Below are 25,791 nucleotides of genomic sequence, written 5' to 3'. Positions count from 1 at the left end.
AGTCATTTTGACCTTTTACGCCTTTCAAATAGATAAGGCTGAGGCAAAAGCCCCAACCTTATTTATCTATATCCCTAAGACAATTTTTGCTGGCCATTCAAGTAGGAAGTATCATTCCAGCGAATGAGGTTAAAACGCTTGCCATCATCGCTGTCAAGGATAGTCACGCTGCCGTTGTCGAGTCCCCCATGTTCGCGTAACTGACCCGACTCAAAACCTAATAGGTAATTGATGGCTGCGGTAAAGCAGGCACCATGACCGACGAGGAGGACATTTCGGTCATGCTGATAGTCAAGCTTTGCGATAAAACTGGCAACCCGTCGGGTAGCTTGATAGACTGATTCTGCTTCAAAAAAGGTATTATCAAATTTAGCTAAATTATGGCGGAAAGCAGCCATCTGTTTAGGATAGATAGCTGCAATGGTTGAAATTTTCTGACCTTCCAAGCGTCCCAAATTCCATTCTCGCAACGCTTGGCTAGGGATAATTTCAGTTGGCTTCTGATTTTCATTATTAATAATCCTAGCCGTCTCGCGAGCCCGCCTGAGATCGCTTGAATAAAACTTATCGAAATGAATAGTAGATAGGTAACGGCCCAATTCTCTTAAATCTTGAATAGATTGCTCAAGTAAGGGAGAATCCCCACGAGATCCTTGAAAGCGTCCTTCCAGATTCCACTGGGTTTTACCATGTCTAACAAAATATAAACGCATATTAGCACTTCCTATCTTAATAGCTTTTTACAATGAAAACAGAGGGGAAAAGCTAATGGGAGCGGGGCAAGCATCCGAAGCAATCAATTAAATCCCTCGGTAATGATAGAGTTATTCTTTGATATCTGCAAATTCGGCAGCGACAAAGTCGGCCAGAGTCTGGCTGTCAATCCGAATGGAGCGTTTAAGCTCACCGGCAGAGACAATCATCTGGCCCATCTCTAGGGCAACTTGGTCTATATAAATAGGGAATTTATGCTTTTGCCGGATACCGACAGGATTATTGGCTCCATGGATATAACCGGTTGTCTTCTCCAAGTCCTTTTGGGGGATCATAGAAACCTTTTTGTTACCGGAGACTTTAGCGAGTTTCTTTTCCGAAAGGTGCTCGGTAATCGGCACAATTCCGATCACTGGTCCAGTTTTATCGCCAACTAAGGCTAGGGTTTTAAAGATGTCTGACCGTTCAATCCCTTCTGGCAATTGTCCATCTAGACCATTAAAATTCAGGGAATCATGTGCAATTTTGGCCTTGTCTAAGATTTGATCGACCAAGGTCTTTTTTAGCTTCTTTTTCTTAGCCATTTTTTCCTCTATAACAGTATTTTCAAGGATTATTATAGCATATTAGAAGAAATTAGAATAGAGACTCTGTCTAAGACAAAATAACTAAGTAGGAACAGACGTTCAAATAAAAAAGCTTGGGACTCTCTTGAGTCGCCAAACTTTAGTGGCTATTCTTATTTTTGTTTAGGCTCTTGTCCAAAAAGCTTTTTAAAGACTTGAACGGAATCCTTGTTAGGATTAATCTGATTAAGATCTAAAATATCATCAAAACCAGGCAGGGAACCGCGGGAAGTATATTGGTGAAGATCATAATCAACGTCTGTCTGAGGCTGAGCCTCATAATAACCTGAGTCAGAGCCATAGGTTGGCAACCAGACAGCATCAAACTTCTTAACAGAGATTTCCTGCTCGGTCATGAAGTAGGTACCGATATAGATTCCGACATGCTCAGCTCCTAAGCGTTTTAACTCAGCCCGAAAGGCTTCAACACCTTTACTCATGTTTTTCATAGTATCTTCTTCTACATCAATCCAATAGTAAGTTGGTTTGTAGGGAGCTGCATGTTTGTAGAAAGTTCTGGCTTCTTCACGCATCTCTTTTTCAGAAGAGCCGAGTGCATAACTGTAAACAGCGACAGGAATGTCTCGCTTTTGAAATTCTTTGATATGGGTTTTAAAAGATTTATCAATACCAGAGGAATGAGCAGCATTACTATCCTTAGAAATTTTTGATCCTCCGTAGACACGGACGATAGCTCCAGAAATATTTTTGGATAAGGTATCATAATCAATCTGCTTAGGCAGTTGCCAACCTGAGATATCGACAATTGGATTTAATTTTAAATCTTCTTGTGTCGAAGATGACGTAGATGTCTTGGAGCTGCTAGAATAAGCAGTAGTCTGTGGGATATTTTTTTTAGCCAGCTGCAAACTGCTGCTGCGAGCATTGGAAACAACTACAGCAGCAAGGCTTAACAGCAGTCCAATCAACCCCAAAAAGACATAAACGACCATCGGTTTTATTCTTTTTCTCATTATGCTTTATTTTAACGTAAATATCTAAAAAAATCAAAGTGAACAGCCTAAACTAAGGCATTCTCCGAGAGGAAAAAAGGAAAATTTAACCTAAAATTTTGTCCTATTTGCCTTCCCTTTTTAAGTCTGCTTAGCGATGAGGTTTCCCTTTTTAAATACGCAAAGCCTTAGTAGTTTTTGTAAAGGATAAGCCATCGCAATCTCTTTCTTTTTCACGCCACTGCTTTTAAGTATAACAGATCTTTAACCTTCAAACGATAGTCTCTGAAAATTATCACTAAATTGTAATAATTAGTGATAATAGTATTCACGATAGTGTTAAGAGTTTCTCTAATTAATGGATAAAGCAAAATAGGAATATTATTCATATAGTTATCAATTATAGTTAAGCATAGAAAATATATATTTTACAGCTATAAGGACTGGTGCTAGAATAGAGGCATATTGAGAAAAGAACTTCGGAGGATAAGCTTATGACTAAGATTCAATATCATTTTGACCATGTCGGGTCTTATTTGCGACCAGCTGAACTAAAGGTAGCGCGTGAGCAGTATGCAGCTGGAAACATTAATCGAGAGGCCTTATTAGAAACTCAGGATAAACTCGTCGCAGATTTGGTCAGACACCAAGTAGAGAGCGGTCTCAAGGTCGTTTCTGATGGTGAATTTGGTCGCTCTTGGTGGCACTTGGATTTCCTCTGGAACCTAACCGGCTTTGAGTCTTACCAGCAGGAAGATTCTTATAAATTCCACGGGGCAAAGACTCGGACCACCAATGTCCGCATCGTCGGAAAAATCGCTGAGAACAAGGCCCATCCTTTCTACCGTGATTTCAGCTACCTCAGTTCTATTACTCCTGAAGGTGTCATCCCTAAGATTACTATTCCTAGTCCTTCTTTGGTTATCAATCGGGACCATCGGTCAGACTTGGCTTTAGAGTATTATGACTCTTGGAAGGACTTTTTGGATGATCTGGCTCAAGCTTACCATGACACTATTCAGCACTTCTATGATTTGGGGGCTCGTTACGTTCAATTGGATGATACAACTTGGGGCTATCTGATTCAACAGTTCGAGGACAATAAAGATAATCCAGAAGAAACTGCCCGATTACAAGCCATTGCTCAAGATGATGTCTACACGATTAATAAAGCCTTAGCCGACTTGCCGAATGATTTGACTCTGGCAACTCATATCTGCCGAGGGAATTTTAAATCGACCTATCTCTTTGAGGGTGGCTATGACTCCGTAGCCAGCTATCTGGGTCAGCTCAATTACGATATTTTTTTCCTAGAATATGATGATGCCAGAAGTGGCAGCTTTGCTCCCCTTACTGATATTTGGAATAATCGCAAAGGCGTTGAAATTGTACTTGGATTGATAACGTCTAAAGATCCTGCTTTAGAAGACGTAGGCCAAGTCACTAATCGCATCAAAGAAGCTGCCCAACTGGTGCCGCTGGAAAATCTGGGACTTTCAACTCAATGTGGCTTTGCCTCAACAGAAGAAGGCAATAAGCTGACAGAGGCTGACCAATGGAAGAAACTCCAATTGATTGCAAGTATTACTGAGAAGATCTGGGGTTAATGGCTTATACTTAAATAAAATCAAGCTAGAGCCACAGAATGTTTGAGAGTAAGACAGACAGCCATGATGGCTTTGCTCTCACTCTCCCATTTTAAGGCGGTAAGCTTTGAGCAGTCTATTCCAAAAGCTGCCAAACTCCACTGGAGCATTTCATCCACCTTCGCACCGTTTAGCCGAATTTGAGTATGTATCGCAGAAGTACCGCAGGGTGTGGTCAATGATGTCCCATTTTGTATGGTTGCATAAAAGAAAAGGCTGGGTGAAAATGATATACTCCCTTATGGTGGACAGTGAAAAAACAAAATTCACTAGAAACGATAAGGGGAGTTTTCCTATGTCGAAAAGAAGTCGAAAAACAGTGGAAGAGAAACTATAAATTAAGAAGTGGGAACAACCCAAAATTTTTAATTTTTCGGGTTGTTCCCACTCTTCTTTTTCGTAGATTTGACTATTAGCAACCTAACCGGTTTGGTTAGCTTTATGCGCCCCAGAGAAAATCAATTAAGACCTTATCAACTTCTGGGTTGTTGTGGAGTTTAGAATGGCTGGCCTTTGGACCTGTAAAGGTTCTTTCCTCATAAGATTTGGCAAAGGGTGAAACCAGATATCTGAGCGATTGAGTCGCTGCATTTGGGACCCGTCCATCTGAATGATCACCGATATCTCCCATTAAATTAAGGATTTGTACCTGACTCTTGGGATAAGTCTCCCTTAACTTGGTCAATTCGCGATAGCTAGCATTTATTTTATTTGGCTTGCCCTGCGCATCAACCGTTAGCCCTTGGGGAAGCCTGATAGCATCTGGGAGCTGACGATTATCAAAGCTGAGTCCAGCATAATGCCCAGCAATTCCAACATATTTATGGACCCGCGGCAGAGCCTTGTTTTGACCATTTTGCAACATATAGTGGAGAACGGCGATATTCCCAAAAGAATGACCAACCATATTGACTTGCTTAAACTGATAGACCTTTTGCAGTTTTTTAACGACATTAGTCGCATACTGCCCGCGCATTTCAAATACAGTGCTGAAATGTTTTTCAAAGTTGACCATGACAATGGGATTTTTTACATTCTTTTTGAGTCTTCCTTTGAGAGTGACCTTGCCTTTTTTGTCAACAAAAGCAATGGCAACATTATCGGTCACGCCAGCATTCTTGGCGGCATTGACCATGTGTTCCTCGGCATGATAGGAACTAAAGCCCCCGTGAAAAAAGAGGGTTGGAATGGGTTCATGGACTAGCATCTTGCTGGCTTCCTGTCTCTGCCAGATCCGCCAGCCAAAAATCCCCAAACTTATGGCAAGTAGAGCCAAACTGATTACAGTAATTTTTTTCTTCACAAAATTTCTCTCCCTTTTCTAATAAAATTGTAAAGCTTACAAATCTATCTTATCGAAAAGGCTTTCATGAAGCAACTAGCAGACTTGAATTTTTAGAAATTCAAGAACATTTTTAGGTTATAGAGTGGGGGTTTCCTATTTTCCCCAGAGAAATTCTATCAACACTTTATCAACGCGAGGATTAGAGTGAAGTTTGGAGTGGCGAGCCAGCTTACCAGTGAAGGTCTGTTCCTGATAGGATTTGGCAAAAGGTGAGACCAAATACTTGAGCGACAGAGAAGAGACATTTGGCACTGTTCCATCAGTCTGACCACCAATATCGCCGATCAGATTAATAATAGCAGTTTGCCCTTGGGGATAGGTCTCTCTTAACTCGGTCATTTCTTGATAACTGGCATTCATCTTATTAGGCTTGCCGTTTTTATCAAGTTTTAAGCCCTTGGGTTGCCTAATAGCTTCAGGTACCCCTTGGAAATTTAGACCAGCGAAATGGCCGGCTATGGCTACATATTTTTGAACTTGGGGCATGGACTTATCTTGTCCGTTTTGGAGCATATAATAAACGACAGCGATATTGCCAGCAGAGTGACCAACCATGTTGACTTTTTTGAAGGTATAAACCTTTTGTAAAGCCTTGACAACATTGCTAGCATAACGCCCTCGCTCATTAAAGTTAGCATTGGTACTGTCGTCAAAGTTAACCATGATCAGCGGATTTTTATCGGATTTCTTGAGTTTTCCCTGTAGACGTACCTTCCCTTTCTTATCAACAAAGGCAATGATAGCTTTTTTGGAAGCACCAGCTCTCTTAACAGCTCTGACCATGTGTTTCTCAGCATGATAAGAAGAGCCGCCTCCGTGGAAAAAGAGTGTCGGAACAGCTTCTTGAACAAATTTTTTATCAGCTTCTTGTCTGTGCCAAGCCTGCCAGCCCCAAAAACTTAGAATCAAAATACCCAGAAGCAGCAGGACTAAAGTCATTTTTTTCTTCATATATGCGTATGTGCTCTCCTTTTAAATGATCGTTCAGGTTTTTATCTTAGCCCAAAGTTACTTAAGAAGCAAAAAAAGTGTTCTGCTGGTTTCTCTTTAATGTTTCCTTAGTTTGACTGGCTTGACAGTCTTGCCTTTCTAGCATAGACTTATAAGCATGGAAATAAGTCTGAAACGTTTGACAAGGCTGGCTTTGTTGACGGCCCTCTGTATTGTTTTAAGGGAAGCATTTTCAGGGCTCCCTAATGTTCAGCCCATCACGGCGATTTTTCTCGTTGTAACGATGAAGTACGGCATGGTGGATGGCCTAATCCTTTCGAGTTTAACCATGCTTCTGACAGGCTTTCTGTTGGGCTTCGGAGAAATAGTCTTTCGCCAAGTACTTGCCTTTGCCCTGATTTGCCTGCTTTGGTTCTGGCTTGGGAAGCTTTTTAAAAGGCTTACTCCTAACCTTTCTTTAACCATGCAGATTGCTACAGCAGCAGGTCTTTCCATTCTTTACGGGGTTCTTTTAGATGCCAGTTCTGCTATTATGTTTAAAACACCAGCCTTGGCTTATATTTTAGCTGGTCTATCTTTTGATCTAGTTCACGCAGCTTCTACGGCTCTCTTTTATCCCTTAATTTTATCTATCTTTAGGAGATTTTCCCATGAAAAAATTATTGACTGGTCTCGCTTTAGTCCTATCTTTGCTTCTGTTGGTTGCCTGTGGCCATAGCCAAGCTTCAAAAACGGCTGACAAAAAAGCAGATACTGAAAAGCAAACCGTTACTTTAGTGATCAAAACTGACAATAAAACAACCAAGGAAACGGTCAGTTTTAAAAAGGGGGCTACGGTTGCAGATGTTTTAAAAAGCAAGGCTAAAATTGAAGAGAAAGCTGGCCTGATTACCAGCATAAACGGTGTTAAACAAGACGAATCGGCTAAAAAGTACTGGTTCTTCAAGGTTAATGGCGACTTGTCCAAAACAGGAGCTGATCAAACCAAAGTTAAAAATGGTGACAAAATTGAATTCTACATGGATGTCTATCAGTAAAAAATGTCATGGGAGTATTCTAATCTTCCAACCAACTTGATGATTGGAAGATAGACTAGTTACCTTTGAACGAAATTAATATGAAAATCCTCTACTCTACAATAGTTACCTTTTCCCAACAAAAATACCAGCTAAATTGAGGCTCAGTCATCTAGCTGGTATTTTTTAGTCTAATGTAATTCAACGGTTGAGCAGCAGGACAGCACAGGCTGAGTTTGATAACTTTATAACTCTTGCCAGTGACTTAACTGGTCAAGATCTTCTTGGCTAAGTTGAAAATGTTGAGCTTCCAGATTACTTCTAGCTTGAAAACGACTGCTGGCTCCAGGGATGGCAAAAACAGTATCGCCGTGTGCCATAATCAGCCAGTTAAGCGCAATTTGAGCGGGAGACTTGCCATATTTTAGCCCCAGTCGCTTGAGAAGATCAATCAAAGGCTGTGTTCTAACGAGATTTTTCTGATTCAGTCCAGAATTTACCCGCCGAACTTTTGATAGGGTCTGAATACTGTCAGGATTATCGTGAAAACGCCCTGTCAAGACACCCTGTTGAAGGGGGGAGTAGGCAATGAGAGAGATTCCCCGTTCTTTGGCCAACTCAAGCACGCCATTTTTTTCAGGTTTGCGGTGTAAAAGATTGAATTTAACCTGATTGGAAGATAGACGCAGGTCAAATTTTTTTAAAATATCATCGGCTTTTTCCATCTGACGGGCGGTAAAGTTGCTGACTCCGATGGCTTTGATGAGGCCCTGATGATGAAGTTTAGCCAATTCTTTCAGCTGGCGGTAGAGGCTGGATAGGGAGGTTGGCTGATGAATTTGATAAAGATCAATAGCATCCCTTTGCAAATAATCCAGTCGAGTTGCAATAGTCTCAGAAATAGTTTTGGCTGAGCGCAAGAGCGGGAACCACTTATCAGCAATATAGACTGTTTCTGATAAAGCCCCCTCAGACTTTAAGCGTTGTAAATTTCGGCCAATAAATTTTTCAGAATTCCCTCTTCCGTAAGCTTCCGCTGTATCTAACCAGTTGATGCCTCCTTCAAGGCTCACTTTAATGATATCGTAGACGGCTTGATCATCTATTTTATGCCACCAGGTTCTATCTTTATCCTTATTACTAAACTGCCAGGTTCCTAAACCCAGAGGGGATAAATAAAGATTTGAGTGGCCGAGAAGTCGTAATTCTTGCATAATAGGCAACCTTTCTGGATAATAGTAGCTATGAGATTTAGAACAGAAATATTTAATGATATATCATCTAGTTATGATTAGTTTAACTGTTCAAAATTTAATTGTCAACCAGAAAAAGGCTATCTGATGATAGTAATCTTGTCGAGGAGTTTTTGAGATGACTGTAAATGGTGAAACAATTCGTTCCTTATTTAGAAGTGCTGAAAATTTAGCTAGTCGCAGAATGACCCATTTGTTAGCTCCCTTGGGGATCACCCTCAATCAGAGCGAAGTTCTGCTAGTTTTGGACAAGCATGCTCCCTTATCCTTAAAGGATTTAGGTGATTTACTAATTTGTGAAGAGAAGAGTCCCAGTCGCTTGGTTCAGTCTCTAATTAAAAAGGATCTAGTGGTTGCACAAGCCAATCAGGCCGATAAACGAAGCCGCCTTCTCTCTTTAACTGATAAGGGTAAGGCGTTGATTGAACCAATCAAACAGAAAAAAGCTCAGTTTGATACTGAGTTATTGGCAAAAGATTATGATTTGGAAACCTTGCTGGTGACCTTACAGAATTTTGTTGAGGGTAGTTTTTATGAAAAAAAACTCAAGAAGCGCTCCCTTTGGCAGGAAAAATAAAAAGCCACCGTACAGAAGTGCACTGCCCCTCAAAAGTTAGACCAGCCTTTCTTCTATTTTATAGGATAAGAATAGCAATGATGGGACTGGGCAAAACTCTTGGATCAGTGCTTGGGAGCAAGAGGATGAGACAGTTCATTAGGTGTTTTAGCCCCAATGCCCCATTGCTGGCTGGCTTTCCAACCCGCAAAACAGCGACAGGTTTTGAGCAGGAAATCAAGGTTTATCAAGCAGAACAACCTGATTTAGATCCACAAAAGGGCCTTTATATCAATGAGTGGTATCAAACCTTAAAGCAAAAAGAAAGTCAAGTGTTTTTTTCTAAAGAAGGCCTACGCATCTTTTCCAAACGCAAGGTTGATGTGGAACCTGTCTTTGGTCAGATCAAGGCTTGTTTGGGATACAAGAGATGTAACCTGAGAGGTAAAAGACTGGTGGCGATTGATATAGGATTGGTCCTTATGGCCAACAACCTCCGAAAATACCTCACAAGAAGAACTCAGAAGTAAAAAGCAGAGCACCTCATCAAAAGGAACTCTGCTTTTTTGATGGTCTGAGCACTTTTGTCCAATGTCATTCAGTTAAGTCTCTGTTGCGAGTAAAGGTCTTTTCAGGATAAGAGACAAATTGATGGCGTTGATCACTAATGGTTTGAATACTGTCCGACAGGCTGTTTTTGATTGTAGTTAACATTATAACCATCCCCTTTGACCTCAGTTTAGCACAGAAAAAAGGATTCTATTCTTAAAACGAAATAGAGTCTCTTAACTGAAATGACATTGAAACTCTATCTACCTGCTTTTTATGAGAAATGAACAACCTTTTAACAGATTATTGTGGAAGAAATTTGACTGTTAAGAACGCCACTTTTCTTTTAAAATAAAGACAGAGGTGGTCTGTATGAAACGATGGCAAACTATTTTACAATTATTATCCCAAGATGAGTTTACGACAGCAGAAAGTTTAGCTGCCAAGTTAGGAGTCAGCAGTAGAACTGTTCGAAACGACATCGCCTGGCTGAATAAGGATTTAAAAAAATATGGAGCAGTCATTCTTGCTAAGTCAAGAAAGGGATTTATTCTGCAAATTATGGATGAAGAAGCCTATTCTTATTTCCTTAATAGGTTAAAAAATCAAGATTTAGTCAGTGAAGATAACCGAGTACAGCAGCTGTTGGAATATTTGTTAATGGCAGCAGATGCGGTAAAAATAGAAGATTTGTGTGATATTTTTTTCGTCAGCCGCTCCACTGTTAAAAATGACTTAAAAAAAGTCAGAAAAAGATTGCAGAATTATGGTATTTACCTTGACTATCGTGCCAATCAAGGATTGAAAGTCATCGGCAATGAGCAACAGCTGCGCCTTTGTTTGGCACGTTCAAAAATGGAAGATTCTGTTCAATTTGGCAAACAAAATGATAGTTTAGAAATAATTAAAAGAATTATTCAAAGACAGGCCGATAAATATAGATTTGGGATTTCTGATTTTTCGATTAATAATTTAGCCATCCATATTTATATTGCTCTTAAGAGACTTCAGTCTGGAAGAGTGATAGAACTGATAGACAGTGCCAAAAAAGAAGTTGCACAAAGTGCAGATCTTGACATGGCCTTAGCCATTGTTGATGATTTGGAGACTGTATATAATGTCCAGTTTCCACAGAGTGAGATCTACTATCTGCTTTTACATCTGTCCAGTAAAAAAATTATTAGCCTTGACTCGCTGACCGCTAATACTGTCGTTAGTGATGATATTTATAAAATGGTATTAACAATGCTTGAGCAGGTTAATCTTGTCTTTAAAATTGATTTTAGATATGATTTAGAATTAATTACTTTGCTGTCACTTCACCTAGTTTCTTTTCAAGTCAGGATACTTCATGATTTATCGTCATATAATCCTATGATGGATGAGATCAGGCATCACTATACTTTGGCTTATAACATGGCAACAATCGCCTGTGAAAAGCTGGAAGAGAAGTACCATAAAAAAATAACATTAGATGAAATTGCCTATATTGCTCTGCACTTTAATGTCGCTCTGGAGAAAAAACGAACTAAGAAAAAGGAGAAGGTTCTAATTGTTTGCGGAGAAGGCCGGGCTAATTCGGAATTACTAGTCTATCAGGTTCAAAAACATTTTGGAAATCAGTTGACTATTGTCGGCACCATCAATTTGTTTCAGCTGGATAAGGTCAGTTTTAAACAGATTGATTATGTTTTAAGTACCGAGGTGATCACACAAAAAATTCCGATTCCTATTATTGAGATTAACAGTTTATTGGCAGAAGAAGAAGTTGAACAAGTTAGTCAAAAGTTAAAAAATGTTCATGGACATCAGTTTATTCATTATTTTAAACCAAATTTATTTTTTAAAATTTCAGCATGTCAGCAAAAAACAACTGTTTTAAGCCGTTTATGCGAGACTATAGATCGGCAAATTTCCCTGCCGGATGGTTTTTATCAGTCAGTATTAGATAGAGAAAACATTGGACATACTGCCTTTGGCAACGGCGTGGCTATACCGCACCCTATAAACCCTATAGGTCAGCAAAGTTTTATTGCCGTTGGCATTTTAGATAAAAAAATCCTTTGGGACGAAGAAGATGTTCAGCTCATATTTTTATTGTCTATGAAGGAAAATGGTGATGAAAATATGCAGGATCTATATAAGATTCTCAGCAGAATTATTAGCAGCAAAGCTTATGTCAATCAAATTATTAAGGCTGGGACGTTTACGGATTTTAAAGAACTTATTATCAAAATTGTAGAAAGCATGAGTTAGTATTTTCCGCTTTTTTCTTGAAAAAGACTGTCTTTTCATTTTTTCTTTAGCGTGTTTTAATGGATTTGCTAGTAAGGAGGCAGATATTATGTTTGAAAGGCATTTAGTAAATTTTTCTCAAGAAACTTATCAAAATAAGTATCAGGTAATTGAGTCAACAGGGTATCTTCCTAATAAACATATTGATAATGCAGATATCTATATTCAGGATGTCAAGGAAAGAGAAGATGCTGTACCTACTTATATTGGTTTTGGTATTGCTATTCCTCATGCCGTATCAGAAGGTGTCAAGGAACCTTTTGTTATTTACCGCAAATTAAAGGAGCCCTTGATTTGGAGTGAGGATAGTGAAGAGGTTTCTCATATCTTCATGATTGGTGTTCCAAAAGATAAGGGTTCCAAGCAGCATTTGAAAATCATTTCAGAACTAAGTAAGAGCTTGATGAGAGAGGATTATCGCAATCAGCTTCTTCATGCAGAAAATGAAGATAGCGTCTACCGCCTATTACAGCAAATAGAAGAGAGGTTGTCCTGATGAAATTAGTAGCAGTATGTGCCTGTACAGCAGGTATTGCCCATACCTATATGGCTCAAGAAGCTATTGAGCAAGAATGCCGCAAACGAGGCATTGACTGTAAAGTTGAAACGCAAGGAGGAATGGGCATTGATAATGAATTAACTGAAAAAGAGATTAATGAAGCAGATGCAGTTGTTTTAGCTATCGCTATTGGTATTAAAGGAGAAGAGCGTTTTGATAAGCAAAAAGCTGCGGGGAAATGTATTGAGGTTGATCCTTCAAAAGCCATTAAAAATATTACGGGTGTTATTGATGACGCAGAAAAACTGACGACCAGCAAACAAAGTAAAGGGCTGAAAGATCTAGGAAATACCTTGTTTAAAGCGTTTAATACTGGGATTTCTTATTTTCTACCGGTTATCATAGTTGGCGGTATGCTTTTCTCTTTTACCTTGATGACCGGAAAAATTGAACACGGGCAAATTACACCGTCCAATCAGTTTTTTAAAACACTCTATGATATGGGGCAAGCAGGCTTTGCTATGATGGTTCCAGTCTTATGCGCCTATATTGCCTATGCTATTGCTGGAAAACCGGCTTTGGCACCAGGTTTTATTCTAGGATATGTGGCTAATAATCCCATAGGAGCTGATAAATTATCAACCGGATTTTTGGGAGCTATGCTGCTTGGGGTAGTGATTGGCTATCTTGTTAAATGGATTAAGACTTGGAAGGTACCTCAAGTGATTCAAGCTGTTATGCCAACGATGATTGTACCGTTGATAGCAACCTTGATTGTCGGAATAGGATATGTTTATATCTTGATTTATCCACTAGATGCTTTTGTCAAGCTTATGGTTAGTGTACTTAGTAGTTTAAATGGCTTTGGTGCAGCAGCTCTTGGAATCGGTATCGGTGTTTTAGCTGCTTTGGATATGGGCGGTCCCTGCAGTAAAGCAGCTACAGCCTTTACGTTGGCTCTAATGGCAGAAGGAATCAACGGGCCTAATGGAGCGTTTAGGCTATGCTGTGCTGTTCCGCCATTAGGCTTGGCTCTCTCGTCTTTGGTTATTTCAAGACAAAAGTACACAGAAGCTGAAAAGCAATTCGGCATTTCTGCCCTGTTTCTCTCAAGTGCGGGTATTACAGAAGGCGCCATTCCTTTTGCTGCCAAAGATTTCAAACGTGTTATCGTCTCCATTGTTATTGGTACAGCTGTAGCAGGGGTGCTTGGTATGCTGCATGGTGTTGAATCTATCGTTGCTTTCGGTGGTATTGTTGCCATTGGCGGTGTAACAAAAGGTGCTCTTTGGTATGTTGTAGATATGCTGATTGGAGCTTTGGTTATTGCAGGTATTTTGCATGTTTGGAAACCGAATTTAGATGCTGAGGGAAATCCAATTATCAAAACCTAATTTTGAAGTATAAAAAGTACAGGGCGAGCGGTACTGACTCCCAATGATGGGACGGTAGAAAAACACTTTTTAGGCGACCAGTTTTCTGTAATCTACAGGAGACTGGTCGTTTCATCTCTGTTGAATTCTGGTTTCATTATAAAATGTGATGTATGTTTTGACAATATCTGTTATACTATCTTTGGTTAAGTTTCTCCAGTTATGGAGATAGAAGGTTTCAGACTTTAGGACGGAATGGAACCATTCAATACAGGCATTATCAGCTGGTGTCCCTTTTCTGGACATGGAGCGGGTAATGCCTTTTTCTGTACAAGTCTGATAATAAGAAACGTTAAACAAAAGAAACTGGTGTGAGAGGAAGCCGATTCAGTGGGTCTTTGGCTCTGGTCGGCAATAGCGACTTATAATCGCAGAACAAGGGAGTGGGAATAGGGACCAAAATTTTCAATTTTTGGATTGCTCCCACTCTCTTTTTTATGCAATACAGCATTTGCTGGACGCAAGGGTTTATTGGAAGGCCACAGCTGACTGTTGGAGATAGTCTTATTTGTAACCTCAAAAAGGGGGACTGACTAGCCAAACTGGCTGTAGCTTAGAAGTATTGGGCACATTTTTGAACACTTAAGTGTGTGAGTCTTGGTCTTTTGTAAAAGCGCTTACATTGTTAGAATGAAGGCATAGGAAAACAAAAATCTTTAAGTAAAGGAGTAGGATTATGGATATACTACTTTATATTCTGAATTGGTTCTCGCAAAATATCTTGCAGAAACCAGCCTTCTTTGTGGGCCTTTTGGTACTGATTGGCTACTGGCTACTCAAAAAGCCTCTGCACGATGTATTTGCAGGTTTCATCAAGGCAACCGTTGGTTACATGATTCTGGACGTTGGTTCTGGTGGTCTGGTTACAACCTTCCGGCCCATTCTGGCAGCCCTCAACTATAAGTTTAAGATTGGTGCCGCTGTCATTGACCCTTATTTCGGCTTAACAGCTGCCAATGAAAAAATTGCCCAAGAATTTCCAAAGTTTATTGGGACGGCAACGACAGCCCTCTTGATTGGTTTCTTCTTCAATATTTTCTTGGTGGCCTTTCGTAAGATTACCAAGATTAGGACCCTCTTTATTACCGGTCACATCATGGTTCAACAGGCAGCAACCGTAACCTTGATGGTTATCCTCTTGATTCCGGCCTTCCGAAATCAAGTTTGGGGAACTGTAGCCGTTGGTCTTATCTGCGGTCTTTATTGGGCGGTCAGTTCAAATATGACGGTTGAGCCGACTCAACGTCTAACTGGTGGCGGTGGCTTTGCTATCGGTCACCAACAACAATTTGCTATCTGGTTTACCGATAAGATTGCACCAAAACTTGGTAAAAAAGAAGATAATTTGGACAATCTTAAATTGCCAGCCTTCCTGAATATCTTCCACGATACGGTAGTTGCTTCTGCCACCCTGATGTTAATCTTTTTCGGTGCTATTCTAGCTATTCTTGGTCCAGATATCATGGCTAACAAGGATGTCATTACCACCGGTACGCTTTATGATCCAACCAAGCAATCCTTCTTTATGTATGTGATTCAAACAGCCTTCACCTTCTCAGTTTATCTCTTTGTCTTGATGCAAGGTGTTCGGATGTTCGTTGGTGAATTAACGAATGCCTTCCAAGGTATTTCCAATAAACTCTTGCCTGGTTCCTTCCCTGCGGTTGATGTTGCGGCTTCGTTCGGATTTGGCTCAGCCAGTGCCGTCCTCTTCGGTTTTGCAACAGGTTTGATTGGTCAGTTGATTACGATTGTTCTCTTAATTGTCTTCAAGAATCCTGTCCTTATCATCACTGGTTTCGTTCCAGTATTCTTCGATAATGCGGCCATCGCTGTTTATGCAGATAAACGGGGCGGTTGGAAAGCAGCTGTCATTTTGTCCTTCATCTCTGGTATTTTGCAAGTAGCGGTTGGTGCTTTAGCCGTTGCCCTTCTAGGTCTAGCAAACTTCGGTGGTTACCACGGTAATATTGACTTCGCTATTCCTTGGGTACCCTTTGCTTACCTCTTCAAATACGCTGGAATCATTGGCTATGCTATCGTGGCTATCTTCCTCTTGGCTATCCCGCAAATTCAATTTACCAAAGCTAAAGATAAAGAAGCCTACTATCGCGGTGATGTTTCAGTTGAAGACTAAGCGCAATAATTATGACTTAACCTTTTAGAAATTAGAATAGGAGAAAATATTATGGTAAAAGTACTTACAGCATGCGGAAACGGTATGGGTTCTTCAATGGTCATTAAAATGAAAGTGGAAAATGCTCTGCGCCAACTCGGTGTTACAGATATTGAATCGGCCTCCTGCTCAGTTGGTGAAGCTAAGGGCTTGGCTTCCGGCTATGATATTGTCGTTGCTTCTAACCATCTGATCCATGAATTGGATGGGCGCACTAAGGGACATCTGATTGGTCTTGACAACCTCATGGATGATAACGAAATCAAGACAAAACTAGAAGCTGTTTTGTAGTAGATAAGGGGGAGTGAAATTCAGACGATGCTCACTCCCTTATTTAAAAGAAGGAGATTATTCTATGAATTTAGCACAATCGTTTAAGGAAAATAACTCCATTCGCTTAGGACTGACAGCAGAAACCTGGCAAGAAGCGGTTCATAAGGCTGTAGAGCCTTTGATTGACAGTGGAGCGGTGACAGAAGATTATTACGATGCCATTATTCAATCAACGGAAGAGTACGGCCCCTACTATATCCTAATGCCTGGTATGGCTATGCCTCACGCCCAAGCTGGTGTTGGAGTCAATAAGGATTCATTTTCCTTAATTACATTAACAAAACCAGTGACTTTTTCAGATGGTAAAGAAGTATCTGTTCTTTTGACCTTGGCCGCTAAGTCAGCAGCCATCCATACAACTGTTGCTATCCCCCAAATTATTGCCCTCTTTGAACTGGACAATGCCATTCAGCGGCTTCTTGATTGCCAGTCAGCAGAAGAAGTCTTGGATATGGTTGAAGAATCCAAGAACAGCCCTTACCTAGAAGGAATGGACCTGGATAATTAAATTAGTCCTGTGGACTAATTTAACCCGAGCCAAGAAACCGGAAAGCGAGGCGTCCTGTGGACTAATTTAACCCGCGACACGGCACAAGTAAACGCGATAATCGTTTACTTGTGAAGTTAGTAAGGAAGGTAGGAAGTTCGCCCTAATAGCGACTTCCGTGCCCCTTCGTTAAGCCAAGAAACCGGAAAGCGAGGCGTCCTGTGGACTAATTTAACCCGCGACACGGCACAAGTAAACGCGATAATCGTTTACTTGTGAAGTTAGTAAGGAAGGTAGGAAGTTCGCCCTAATAGCGACTTCCGTGCCCCTTCGTTAAGCCAAGAGATCGAAAAGCGAGGTGTCCTGTGGACTAATTTAACCCGCGACACTTCACAAGTAAACGCGATAATTGTTTACTTGTGAAGTTAGTAAGGAAGGTAGGAAGTTCGCCCTAATAGCGACTTCCGTGCCCCTTCGTTAAGCCAAGAGATCGAAAAGCGAGGTGTCCTGTGGACTAATTTAACCCGCGACACTTCACAAGTAAACGCGATAATTGTTTACTTGTGAAGTTAGTAAGAAAGGCAGGAGTAGCTTTAATAGCGGTTCTTCCTTAAGCGTGGAAAGATGGAAAGCAACAAAGAATCCAGACAGAAAATAGGGCCATGGTAATGGCCTAAAAATGAGATTGAGCGATAAAGATTTTTTATGAAAGGAAAATAATTATGACAAAACAACTTCCAAATTTACAAGTAGCCCTTGATCATTCTGATTTACAAGGTGCTATCACAGCCGCTGTCTCAGTTGGCCAAGAAGTCGATGTAATTGAAGCAGGGACGGTTTGTCTTCTCCAAGTCGGTAGCGAATTGGTTGAAGTGCTCCGCAATCTTTTTCCCGATAAAATTATTGTAGCTGATACCAAATGTGCCGATGCTGGCGGCACAGTCGCCAAAAATAACGCTGTTCGTGGTGCTGACTGGATGACCTGTATCTGTTGCGCAACGATTCCAACCATGGAAGCAGCCCGCAAGGCTATCGAAGAAGTCCGCGGAGACCGCGGTGAAATTCAGATCGAACTCTACGGTGACTGGACTTATGAACAAGCACAGCAATGGCTGGATGCCGGTATTTCACAAGCGATTTATCACCAATCACGCGACGCACTTCTTGCCGGTGAAACGTGGGGAGAAAAAGACCTTAATAAGGTGAAAAAATTGATTGATATGGGCTTTCGTGTATCTGTCACCGGCGGTCTCAATGTCGATACCTTAAAACTCTTTGAAGGAGTAGATGTCTTTACTTTTATCGCCGGTCGCGGTATCACCGAAGCAGCAAATCCTGCAGCAGCAGCCCGTGCCTTCAAGGATGAAATTAAGCGAATCTGGGGGTAGGTTATGGCACGTCCAATCGGTATTTATGAAAAAGCAACTCCTAAACAATTCACTTGGTTAGAACGTTTAAACTTTGCCAAGGAATTAGGTTTTGATTTTGTTGAATTATCTATTGATGAATCAGATGAACGTTTAGCGCGTTTAGAATGGTCAAAAGAAGAACGTTTAGACTTAGTGAAAGCCATTTTTGAAACAGGTGTGCGGATTCCTACCATCACCTTCAGTGGTCACCGCCGTTTTCCGATGGGTTCCAATGATCCTGAAAAAGAAGCGCGTGCTATGGACATGATGAAGAAGTGTATCATCTTTGCTCAAGACATCGGCATTCGCAATATTCAGCTGGCAGGTTATGATGTTTATTACGAAGAAAAATCACCTCAAACGCGGGCACGCTTTATAAAAAATTTGCGTCAAGCCTGTACTTGGGCAGAAGAGGCTCAGGTCATCCTTTCCATTGAAATCATGGATGATCCCTTCATCAACTCGATTGAGAAATATTTAGCTGTTGAAAAAGAGATTGATTCTCCTTACCTCTTTGTCTATCCCGATACAGGCAATGTCTCGGCTTGGCATAATGATCTCTGGAGCGAATTTTACAATGGACACCGTTCAATTGCCGCTCTTCACTTGAAGGATACTTATGCGGTGACAGAAAATTCTAAGGGTCAGTTCCGTGACGTGCCATTTGGCCAAGGTTGTGTTGATTGGGAAGCCATGTTTGATGTGCTAAAGAAAACAAATTATAACGGTCCATTTTTGATTGAAATGTGGTCAGAAAACTGTAAGACCGTTGAAGAAACACGAGCAGCTATAAAGGAAGCACAGGATTTCCTTTATCCACTAATAGAGAAAGCGGGGTTACGATAAATGTTAGTACCAGAATTAAGACAACATGTCTATGATGCCAATATGAAGCTACCCGTTCATGGTTTAGTCAAATTTACCTGGGGTAATGTCTCGGCTATTGACCGTGAACAGGGCTATATTGCTATTAAACCATCAGGGGTTGATTATGAGAAACTGTCACCTGAAAACATGGTCGTGACTGACCTTGATGGCAATATTGTTGAAGGGGATCTCAACCCATCATCTGACCTGCCGACCCATGTTGAGCTCTATAAAGCTTGGCCTGAAATCGGAGGTATTGTCCACACACACTCGACCGAAGGGGTAGCTTGGGCTCAGGCTGGCCGTGATATTCCTTGTTACGGAACGACTCATGCTGACACTTTCTACGGACCAATTCCTTGCGCGCGTGCGCTGACTTCAGAAGAAATTAATGGCGAGTATGAAAAGGAAACTGGCAAGGTCATCATTGAAGAGTTTACTAAACGCAATCTCGATCCTATGGCTGTGTCCGGTGTCACTGTCCGCAATCACGGTCCCTTTGCCTGGGGAAAAGATGAAAATGCAGCAGTCTATAATGCGGTCGTATTAGAAGAAGTAGCTCGCATGGCTCGTTATACAGAGGCTGTTGATCCCCAAGTAGAAGAAGTGCCACAGGCCCTCAAAGATAAGCACTATCTCCGCAAACACGGAAAAAATGCCTACTATGGTCAAAAAGGATTGGAACACTGATAGTAAGTGTTTGACCAAAGAATACTGATGGCGTTTTTATAAAGGGGTGAATCTGACAATACGGCGTGATAATGCTTTCAGGTGATTAGCTGCAAATAATAGTAGAATAGTTTACGAACAATTTCTTTTATCAAAGGAGAAAATCTGTGATTATTTTAAATAAAAAGAGCTACGCTCTCCTAGATTATTTGATAAAGCTGAAGGAGCCAGAGACGATTATGGCGATTTCAAAAGCTTTAGGACAATCGCGTCGAAAGATCTACTATCACCTAGATAAGATAAATGAAGCCCTGCCTGACACGGTTGGGAAAATCATTTCCTATCCCCGGATTGGCATCGTTCTGACTGAAGAGCAGAAGAAAGTCTGCCAAGATTTGATGGCAGAGCTGGATGATTATACCTATGTTATGAAGGTTGATGAACGCCTGCAGTTGATGCTGATTTATATTGGTGTAGCTGCAGAAAAAGTTACGCTTGAGAAACTCATGCAGCTGACCGATGTCTCTCGCAACACGGTTTTAAATGATTTGCAGGAAATGCGTCAGCAGTTGAACCGAGGAATCTTTGGCATCACGCTTCAAGTCAATAAAGCAAGGGGCTATTATTTAGACTGCCCAGCCCTTGTAAAAATCCAATTCTTTTATAAACTCCTTCAATCAATCGTTTATGAAGGAAATGAAGGTTTTAATGAGATTGTCCACCTAAAAATTCGGGAGTTCTCACCAGATAATCTCTATTTTTCTGAAAATATGCGCAGCTATTTTACAGAACAAGTCAATCAGCTGACAGACAGATTAGGGAAGAAAATTAACTGCTATGACCGACAGTTTATGGCTAGAGCTCTGCCTTATTTACTGAGCGTCTATCGGAATATGAGCCTGTCTAATGAAGAAAGAGTGACGGTTCACCGAGAATTTAGCATGGCGCGGGAGCGTAAAGAATACCGTCTTGTTCAGGATTTGGCTGATGGGGTTTATCAGACTTATGGTATTCGACTAGATGAACTTGAAAAATCAATCGTTGCTATGCTTATTCTTTCGTTTCGGAAAGACCGAGATGAGCATGTAGAGAGTCATGACTATGATGATATGCGGCAGCAGTTGGATCACTTTTTGAAAAAGTATGAAACGCTTTATCATGGCAGCTTTGTCCATCGCGATTTGCTGCTCAGCCAATTGGTTGCCCACTGTAAATCCATGCTTTATCGGAAAACCTACGGGATTTCATCCATTAATCCTCTGACCAATCAGATTAAGGAGAATTATCAAACCCTTTTTGAACAGACTAAATCGTGTGCTGATATTTTGGAGCGGGCCTGGTTTATTTCTCTGACAGATGATGATATTGCCTATTTAGCGGTTCATCTAGGCGGTGAATTGGAAAAAGAAGAGAAAGACAATAATCATTTCAATCAAGTAGAAGTGACCTTAGTGTGTGATGACGGTGTCGGGGTACAAAAGTTTTTCCTCCAACAGTGTCGGCGAATTTTGCCTAATACACGTATTGAGGCCGTTTTTTCTTCGGAGCAATTTCATAGCATCAGTGATTTACTAACTTCTGATTTTGTCATCACCACCTCGGATCCAGACACTTTGACGAGCTCATTACCTGTTCTTCAGGTTAATGCTGTTTTAACCGATGAGGATATTGTGAGAATGGTGCGTTTTATCAGACGGGAAAGTGCTGACCATCAAGCCTTTGATGAGGAAATCGAGCACTATATCCGCCAGTACGTCAAAAGCGACAAAGAAGCCTATATCTTACTCAAAAAAATCGAGAAGGTTTTCTACCAAGAACTGTTGAAAGATGTCAGTGGTTATTATTAGGAAGTAACGCATACTAGCGTTAACATTGGAAAAAGACAGTGTGGCAGGGAGAACACTTCCTGTCACTTTTTGTCAGATCTAACTCCAGTGACAGCCTAGTTTTGAACACAAAAAAGTGTGAGACTTGGTCTTTTTTTCAAGAAGCGTGGATACTATACTGAACATATAAGAAAAAATACTTTGGAGGTATTAAAATGGCTAATGTAAAAGATATTACACGTGAGTCTTGGATTCTTTCAACTTTTCCAGAGTGGGGAACCTGGCTCAATGAAGAAATTGAAGAAGAAGTGGTTCCAGAAGGCAACTTTGCCATGTGGTGGCTGGGTAACTGCGGTGTTTGGATCAAGACACCGGGTGGTGCCAATGTTGTCATGGATCTGTGGTCAAACCGCGGTAAACATACGAAACAGGTAAAGGATATGGTACGCGGTCACCAGATGGCTAATATGGCCGGTGTGCGCAAATTGCAGCCTAACCTGCGCGTGCAGCCCATGGTTATCGATCCTTTTGCTATCAACGAATTAGACTACTATCTCGTTTCTCACTTCCATAGTGATCACATTGATATCAATACAGCTGCAGCTATTGTCAATAATCCTAAGTTGGACCATGTTAAATTTGTCGGTCCTTACGAATGCGGTGAAATTTGGAAGAAATGGGGTGTTCCTGAAGACCGCATCATTGTTATTAAACCGGGTGAATCCTTTGAGTTTAAAGATATCAAAGTAACAGCTGTCGAATCTTTTGACCGGACCTGCTTGGTAACCTTACCAGTTGAAGGAGCAGACCAGCAAGATGGCGAATTAAAAGGTCTGGCTGTAACGGATGAAGAAATGGCCCGTAAGGCTGTCAACTACGTCTTTGAAACTCCCGGTGGAACAATCTACCACGGTGCTGATTCGCACTTCTCAAATTATTTTGCCAAACACGGTAAGGACTTCAATATTGATGTCGCTATCAATAATTACGGTGACAATCCAGTTGGGATCCAAGATAAGATGACGTCGATTGACCTTTTGCGGATGGCTGAAAATCTGCGTGCTAAAGTTATCATTCCAGTTCACTACGATATCTGGTCTAACTTTATGGCATCTACCGATGAAATCTTAGCCCTCTGGAAGATGCGTAAAGAGCGTCTGCAATACCAATTCCATCCATTTATCTGGGAAGTCGGTGGCAAGTACACTTATCCACAGGATAAAGATAGAATCGAATATCATCACCCACGTGGCTTTGACGATTGTTTCGAACATGATTCTAATATTCAATTCAAGGCTCTGCTCTAATATGACCCTTTGAAAATCCTAGATAATCAAGAAAAACTTGACTTTAGATGGGACTGAGACAAGAGTCTCAGCTCCTCTTTTATTAGTAAGAAAAAATCCAATATAAAGAGCTAAGCTCAAGTTATATGAGCTGGTTACTAAAAAGAAAGAAGTGATACTATGACAGAATTTGATAGCAAGGACTACCTCGCCAAAGTAGATGCTTGGTGGCGGGCGGCTAACTACATTTCCGTGGCTCAGATGTACCTAAAAGATAATCCCCTGCTTCGCCGTGAGGTAAGTAAAGAAGATGTCAAGGTTCATCCTATCGGCCATTGGGGGACCATTGCTGGACAGAACTTTATCTATGCCCATCTCAATCGTGTTATCAATAAATATGATTTGAACATGTTTTACATTGAGGGTCCTGGCCATGGCGGCCAAGTTATGGTGTCTAATTCTTATATTGACGGTTCCTACACCGAACGCTATCCCAATATTACTCAGGATGAAGATGGCCTTAAACAGCTTTGTAAAATTTTCTCATTTCCTGGCGGCATTGCCTCTCATGCAGCACCTGAAACTCCGGGCTCTATCCACGAAGGTGGTGAGTTAGGTTATGCCCTGTCGCATGCTACAGGGGCTGTTTTGGATAATCCCGATGTCATTGCAGCGACAGTCATCGGTGATGGAGAAGCAGAGACAGGTCCGCTCAATGCTGGCTGGTTCTCCAATACCTTTATTAACCCAGTCAATGATGGGGCTGTTTTACCGATTCTTTATCTTAATGGCGGTAAAATTCATAATCCAACTATTTTATCCCGTAAGACGGACGAAGCATTAACCCATCTTTTCAAAGGACTAGGCTGGGAACCCTATTTTGTCGAAGGAAATGCTCCTGAAATCATTCATAGTCAAATGGCTGAAACTTTGGATAAGGTTATTGAGAAAATCAAGGCCATCCAAACTCAGGCCCGCCAGAAATCAGCCGAGGAAGCTCAGCAAGCCCAATGGCCTGTTCTTATTGTACGAACACCTAAAGGCTGGACCGGTCCTAAAGAATGGAACGGTGAACCGATTGAAGGAGGCTTCCGAGCTCACCAAGTTCCCATTCCGGTAGAAGCTGGACACATGGAACATGTCGATGCCCTGACAGATTGGCTCAAATCCTATCGTCCAGAGGAACTTTTTGACGAAAAAGGTTATGTAAAAGAGGAGATCCGCAGCCTCGCTCCAAAGGGAGACAAGCGGATGTCTATGAATCCTATCACCAATGCAGGGGTTGTCAAAAAGCTGAATTTGGCAGATTGGCGTAAGCATGCTATTGATACGTCAAAACCTGGCAGTGTCATGAAGCAGGATATGATTGAATTTGGTAAGTATGCGGCTGATTTGGTTGAAGCTAATCCTGATAATTTCCGTATTTTCGGACCGGATGAAACCAAGTCCAACCGCCTAAATAATGTCTTTGCAGCGACTAATCGCCAATGGCTGGCCCCTCGTGACAAATCCTATGATGAATGGATTTCACCTGTGGGCCGGGTTATTGATTCCCAGCTCTCTGAGCATCAGGCAGAAGGTTTCTTAGAAGGTTATGTCTTGACCGGCCGCCATGGTTTCTTTGCTTCTTATGAATCCTTCCTGCGAGTGGTTGATTCTATGATTACGCAGCACTTCAAATGGCTTCGTAAATCCAAGACCCATACGGACTGGCGCAAAAATTATCCTTCCCTCAACTTGATTGCCACATCGACCGTCTTTCAACAAGACCACAATGGCTATACCCATCAAGATCCGGGACTGCTGACTCATTTGGCTGAGAAGACGCCTGAATATGTTCGTGAATACCTACCAGCCGATTCTAACTCTCTCTTTGCGGTCATGGAATACGCCTTAGCCGATGAAGATAAGGTCAATGTGATTGTCACTTCTAAGCATCCGCGTCCGCAGTTTTACTCTGTTGGGGAAGCGCAAGAGTTAGTCAAGGAAGGGTACAAGGTCATTGATTGGGCCTCTAATGACCACGACGGAGAACCTGACATTGTCTTTGCGGCTGCAGGAACTGAACCGAACTTAGAAGTGCTAGCTGGGATTTCACTTCTCCATAAGGCCTTTCCAGAAGTGAAAATTCGCTTTATCAATATTGTAGATATCTTAAAACTTCGTTCACCTAAGGTTGACCCGCGTGGGCTGTCTGATGAAGTCTTTAATAAGCTCTTCACCACAGATAAGCCGATCATCTTTGCTTATCACGGTTATGAAGGGCAAATTCGCGACCTCTTCTTTAACCGCGATAATCATCATGTTTATATCCATGGCTACCGTGAAAACGGGGATATTACAACACCATTTGATATGCGAGTCATGTCTGAGATGGATCGCTTCCATATCGCTAAAGAAGCAGCTCAAGCAGTCCTTGGGAATAAAGCTCAAAATTTTGCTCAAGAGATGGCAGACAAATTGGCCTATCATACCGCTTATATCCGTGAACATGGCGATGACATTCCAGAAGTTCAAAACTGGCAGTGGGAAAATATTAACTAATATTAGCAGAAGCAGGATTAAAATATGATCCTGCTTTTTTATAATCCATTTTACATCCAAGGTACAAATGATAAACGGCCACTATGTGAGTGTGCATGAACATCTAAATCTAGGAAATGTTCGGAAATCGTAATTAATTTTTGGATAGGATTCAGAAAGCTTTTTTGTCCTGTCAACAAATATATATTACTCAGGGGAGCTGTAGCTGTTTCTTCTGGTTTTAAAAAGTTTGGCATGTAAAAGGTGCATGTGGAACATAATTTAGCACTAATTAATTTCCCAATTTAATTTGACAATCGGTGAACACATTTTTAAAAACTCAAGTTTAAAAGTCTAGGTGCCTCGAGAAAAAGCAGCT

General features: G+C 41.2%; 23 protein-coding genes and 1 pseudogene. 17 read left to right on the top strand and 7 right to left on the bottom strand.

Going from position 1 to position 25,791, the window contains the following annotated elements:
* Positions 1–74 precede the first annotated feature (74 nt).
* The 3 genes from ACFSN5_RS08255 to ACFSN5_RS08245 form a co-directional block, all read right to left on the bottom strand.
* Positions 75–713, bottom strand: coding sequence for a histidine phosphatase family protein (locus ACFSN5_RS08255; protein WP_165211566.1), 639 nt, complete (start codon positions 711–713; stop codon positions 75–77).
* Positions 714–824: 111 nt separating this feature from the next.
* Complete coding sequence (locus tag ACFSN5_RS08250) at positions 825–1,298, bottom strand: aminoacyl-tRNA deacylase (protein ID WP_165211563.1); 474 nt, start codon at positions 1,296–1,298, stop codon at positions 825–827.
* A 155-nt stretch (positions 1,299–1,453) separates the two neighbouring features.
* Entirely contained in the window at positions 1,454–2,314 is an 861-nt protein-coding gene (locus ACFSN5_RS08245; protein WP_165211560.1) for a glycoside hydrolase family 25 protein, read from the bottom strand.
* A 473-nt stretch (positions 2,315–2,787) separates the two neighbouring features.
* Between ACFSN5_RS08245 and ACFSN5_RS08240 the strand changes: the two genes are divergently transcribed.
* Entirely contained in the window at positions 2,788–3,900 is a 1,113-nt protein-coding gene (locus tag ACFSN5_RS08240) for a vitamin B12 independent methionine synthase (protein WP_165211557.1), read from the top strand.
* Positions 3,901–4,378: 478 nt separating this feature from the next.
* Here ACFSN5_RS08240 and ACFSN5_RS08235 read toward each other — a convergent pair whose 3' ends face one another.
* Positions 4,379–5,242 (bottom strand): alpha/beta hydrolase, encoded by an 864-nt coding sequence (locus ACFSN5_RS08235; RefSeq protein WP_165211554.1) that lies wholly within the window; start codon positions 5,240–5,242, stop codon positions 4,379–4,381.
* Between the two features lie 135 nt (positions 5,243–5,377).
* Positions 5,378–6,235, bottom strand: coding sequence for an alpha/beta hydrolase (locus tag ACFSN5_RS08230; RefSeq protein WP_165211551.1), 858 nt, complete (start codon positions 6,233–6,235; stop codon positions 5,378–5,380).
* Between the two features lie 157 nt (positions 6,236–6,392).
* On the opposite strand from ACFSN5_RS08230, the gene ACFSN5_RS08225 reads away from it, so the two are divergent.
* Positions 6,393–6,953 (top strand): ECF transporter S component, encoded by a 561-nt coding sequence (locus tag ACFSN5_RS08225; RefSeq protein ID WP_165329367.1) that lies wholly within the window; start codon positions 6,393–6,395, stop codon positions 6,951–6,953.
* Positions 6,886–7,272, top strand: a complete 387-nt coding sequence (locus ACFSN5_RS08220; RefSeq protein WP_165329368.1) for a DUF4430 domain-containing protein — start codon at positions 6,886–6,888, stop codon at positions 7,270–7,272. The genes ACFSN5_RS08225 and ACFSN5_RS08220 overlap by 68 nt, the downstream gene beginning before the upstream one ends.
* A gap of 224 nt (positions 7,273–7,496) precedes the next feature.
* Here the strand turns inward: ACFSN5_RS08220 and ACFSN5_RS08215 are convergent, their stop codons facing one another.
* The gene (locus ACFSN5_RS08215; RefSeq protein WP_165211542.1) at positions 7,497–8,465 is read right to left on the bottom strand and encodes an aldo/keto reductase; all 969 of its coding nucleotides are present in this window, start codon (positions 8,463–8,465) and stop codon (positions 7,497–7,499) included.
* A 157-nt stretch (positions 8,466–8,622) separates the two neighbouring features.
* On the opposite strand from ACFSN5_RS08215, the gene ACFSN5_RS08210 reads away from it, so the two are divergent.
* The 5 genes from ACFSN5_RS08210 (at position 8,623) to ACFSN5_RS08190 (ending at position 13,797) form a co-directional block, all read left to right on the top strand.
* Positions 8,623–9,081, top strand: coding sequence for a MarR family winged helix-turn-helix transcriptional regulator (locus ACFSN5_RS08210; protein WP_165211539.1), 459 nt, complete (start codon positions 8,623–8,625; stop codon positions 9,079–9,081).
* Positions 9,066–9,590 carry a transposase gene (locus tag ACFSN5_RS08205; protein WP_241154208.1) on the top strand — a complete coding sequence of 175 codons (525 nt, stop codon included), beginning with the start codon at positions 9,066–9,068 and terminating at the stop codon, positions 9,588–9,590. The genes ACFSN5_RS08210 and ACFSN5_RS08205 overlap by 16 nt, the downstream gene beginning before the upstream one ends.
* A 391-nt stretch (positions 9,591–9,981) precedes the next feature.
* Entirely contained in the window at positions 9,982–11,865 is a 1,884-nt protein-coding gene (locus ACFSN5_RS08200) for a BglG family transcription antiterminator (RefSeq protein ID WP_165211536.1), read from the top strand.
* An 88-nt stretch (positions 11,866–11,953) separates the two neighbouring features.
* Positions 11,954–12,400 carry a PTS sugar transporter subunit IIA gene (locus ACFSN5_RS08195; RefSeq protein ID WP_165211533.1) on the top strand — a complete coding sequence of 149 codons (447 nt, stop codon included), beginning with the start codon at positions 11,954–11,956 and terminating at the stop codon, positions 12,398–12,400.
* On the top strand, positions 12,400–13,797 hold the full coding sequence (locus ACFSN5_RS08190) for a fructose-specific PTS transporter subunit EIIC (protein WP_165211530.1): 1,398 nt from the start codon (positions 12,400–12,402) through the stop codon (positions 13,795–13,797). The genes ACFSN5_RS08195 and ACFSN5_RS08190 overlap by 1 nt, the downstream gene beginning before the upstream one ends.
* 111 nt (positions 13,798–13,908) lie before the next feature.
* On the opposite strand, the pseudogene ACFSN5_RS08185 reads toward ACFSN5_RS08190, so the two are convergent.
* Positions 13,909–14,124 (bottom strand): annotated as a pseudogene (locus ACFSN5_RS08185) (IS3 family transposase); the annotation flags it as partial.
* Between the two features lie 388 nt (positions 14,125–14,512).
* Here ACFSN5_RS08185 and ACFSN5_RS08180 point away from each other — a divergent pair.
* The 9 genes from ACFSN5_RS08180 (at position 14,513) to ACFSN5_RS08140 (ending at position 25,433) form a co-directional block, all read left to right on the top strand.
* A complete protein-coding gene (locus tag ACFSN5_RS08180; RefSeq protein WP_165211527.1) occupies positions 14,513–15,973 on the top strand; it encodes a PTS ascorbate transporter subunit IIC in 1,461 nt (486 codons plus the stop codon).
* Positions 15,974–16,024: 51 nt separating this feature from the next.
* The gene (locus ACFSN5_RS08175) at positions 16,025–16,303 is read left to right on the top strand and encodes a PTS sugar transporter subunit IIB (protein ID WP_004230108.1); all 279 of its coding nucleotides are present in this window, start codon (positions 16,025–16,027) and stop codon (positions 16,301–16,303) included.
* A gap of 64 nt (positions 16,304–16,367) precedes the next feature.
* Entirely contained in the window at positions 16,368–16,853 is a 486-nt protein-coding gene (locus tag ACFSN5_RS08170) for a PTS sugar transporter subunit IIA (RefSeq protein WP_165211524.1), read from the top strand.
* A 701-nt stretch (positions 16,854–17,554) separates the two neighbouring features.
* Complete coding sequence (locus ACFSN5_RS08165) at positions 17,555–18,220, top strand: 3-keto-L-gulonate-6-phosphate decarboxylase UlaD (RefSeq protein ID WP_165211521.1); 666 nt, start codon at positions 17,555–17,557, stop codon at positions 18,218–18,220.
* 3 nt (positions 18,221–18,223) lie between these two features.
* Positions 18,224–19,087 carry an L-ribulose-5-phosphate 3-epimerase gene (locus tag ACFSN5_RS08160; RefSeq protein ID WP_165211518.1) on the top strand — a complete coding sequence of 288 codons (864 nt, stop codon included), beginning with the start codon at positions 18,224–18,226 and terminating at the stop codon, positions 19,085–19,087.
* Complete coding sequence (locus ACFSN5_RS08155) at positions 19,088–19,798, top strand: L-ribulose-5-phosphate 4-epimerase (protein ID WP_165211515.1); 711 nt, start codon at positions 19,088–19,090, stop codon at positions 19,796–19,798.
* A 146-nt stretch (positions 19,799–19,944) separates the two neighbouring features.
* Positions 19,945–21,624, top strand: a complete 1,680-nt coding sequence (locus tag ACFSN5_RS08150) for a BglG family transcription antiterminator (protein WP_165211512.1) — start codon at positions 19,945–19,947, stop codon at positions 21,622–21,624.
* 194 nt (positions 21,625–21,818) lie between these two features.
* On the top strand, positions 21,819–22,910 hold the full coding sequence (gene ulaG / locus ACFSN5_RS08145; RefSeq protein WP_004228215.1) for an L-ascorbate 6-phosphate lactonase: 1,092 nt from the start codon (positions 21,819–21,821) through the stop codon (positions 22,908–22,910).
* A 159-nt stretch (positions 22,911–23,069) separates the two neighbouring features.
* Positions 23,070–25,433, top strand: a complete 2,364-nt coding sequence (locus ACFSN5_RS08140) for a phosphoketolase family protein (RefSeq protein WP_165329369.1) — start codon at positions 23,070–23,072, stop codon at positions 25,431–25,433.
* The last annotated feature ends 358 nt before the right edge of the window (positions 25,434–25,791 follow it).

Origin of the sequence: Streptococcus tangpeifui, from assembly GCF_044503215.1 — a bacterium.
In the GTDB taxonomy this organism is placed as follows: domain Bacteria; phylum Bacillota; class Bacilli; order Lactobacillales; family Streptococcaceae; genus Streptococcus; species Streptococcus tangpeifui.
Note: the sequence above shows the minus strand (reverse complement) of the source record. Positions and strands in the feature narration are given on the sequence as shown.

Bases quoted from the DNA above. Each gene is read 5' to 3' on its own strand.
- ACFSN5_RS08255 (WP_165211566.1), bottom strand. From the start codon at position 713: ATGCGTTTATATTTTGTTAGACATGGTAAAACCCAGTGGAATCTGGAA.
- ACFSN5_RS08250 (WP_165211563.1), bottom strand. From the start codon at position 1,298: ATGGCTAAGAAAAAGAAGCTAAAAAAGACCTTGGTCGATCAAATCTTA.
- ACFSN5_RS08245 (WP_165211560.1), bottom strand. From the start codon at position 2,314: ATGAGAAAAAGAATAAAACCGATGGTCGTTTATGTCTTTTTGGGGTTG.
- ACFSN5_RS08240 (WP_165211557.1), top strand. From the start codon at position 2,788: ATGACTAAGATTCAATATCATTTTGACCATGTCGGGTCTTATTTGCGA.
- ACFSN5_RS08230 (WP_165211551.1), bottom strand. From the start codon at position 6,235: ATGAAGAAAAAAATGACTTTAGTCCTGCTGCTTCTGGGTATTTTGATT.
- ACFSN5_RS08225 (WP_165329367.1), top strand. From the start codon at position 6,393: ATGGAAATAAGTCTGAAACGTTTGACAAGGCTGGCTTTGTTGACGGCC.
- ACFSN5_RS08220 (WP_165329368.1), top strand. From the start codon at position 6,886: ATGAAAAAATTATTGACTGGTCTCGCTTTAGTCCTATCTTTGCTTCTG.
- ACFSN5_RS08215 (WP_165211542.1), bottom strand. From the start codon at position 8,465: ATGCAAGAATTACGACTTCTCGGCCACTCAAATCTTTATTTATCCCCT.
- ACFSN5_RS08210 (WP_165211539.1), top strand. From the start codon at position 8,623: ATGACTGTAAATGGTGAAACAATTCGTTCCTTATTTAGAAGTGCTGAA.
- ACFSN5_RS08200 (WP_165211536.1), top strand. From the start codon at position 9,982: ATGAAACGATGGCAAACTATTTTACAATTATTATCCCAAGATGAGTTT.
- ACFSN5_RS08195 (WP_165211533.1), top strand. From the start codon at position 11,954: ATGTTTGAAAGGCATTTAGTAAATTTTTCTCAAGAAACTTATCAAAAT.
- ACFSN5_RS08190 (WP_165211530.1), top strand. From the start codon at position 12,400: ATGAAATTAGTAGCAGTATGTGCCTGTACAGCAGGTATTGCCCATACC.
- ACFSN5_RS08180 (WP_165211527.1), top strand. From the start codon at position 14,513: ATGGATATACTACTTTATATTCTGAATTGGTTCTCGCAAAATATCTTG.
- ACFSN5_RS08175 (WP_004230108.1), top strand. From the start codon at position 16,025: ATGGTAAAAGTACTTACAGCATGCGGAAACGGTATGGGTTCTTCAATG.
- ACFSN5_RS08170 (WP_165211524.1), top strand. From the start codon at position 16,368: ATGAATTTAGCACAATCGTTTAAGGAAAATAACTCCATTCGCTTAGGA.
- ACFSN5_RS08165 (WP_165211521.1), top strand. From the start codon at position 17,555: ATGACAAAACAACTTCCAAATTTACAAGTAGCCCTTGATCATTCTGAT.
- ACFSN5_RS08160 (WP_165211518.1), top strand. From the start codon at position 18,224: ATGGCACGTCCAATCGGTATTTATGAAAAAGCAACTCCTAAACAATTC.
- ACFSN5_RS08155 (WP_165211515.1), top strand. From the start codon at position 19,088: ATGTTAGTACCAGAATTAAGACAACATGTCTATGATGCCAATATGAAG.
- ulaG (WP_004228215.1), top strand. From the start codon at position 21,819: ATGGCTAATGTAAAAGATATTACACGTGAGTCTTGGATTCTTTCAACT.
- ACFSN5_RS08140 (WP_165329369.1), top strand. From the start codon at position 23,070: ATGACAGAATTTGATAGCAAGGACTACCTCGCCAAAGTAGATGCTTGG.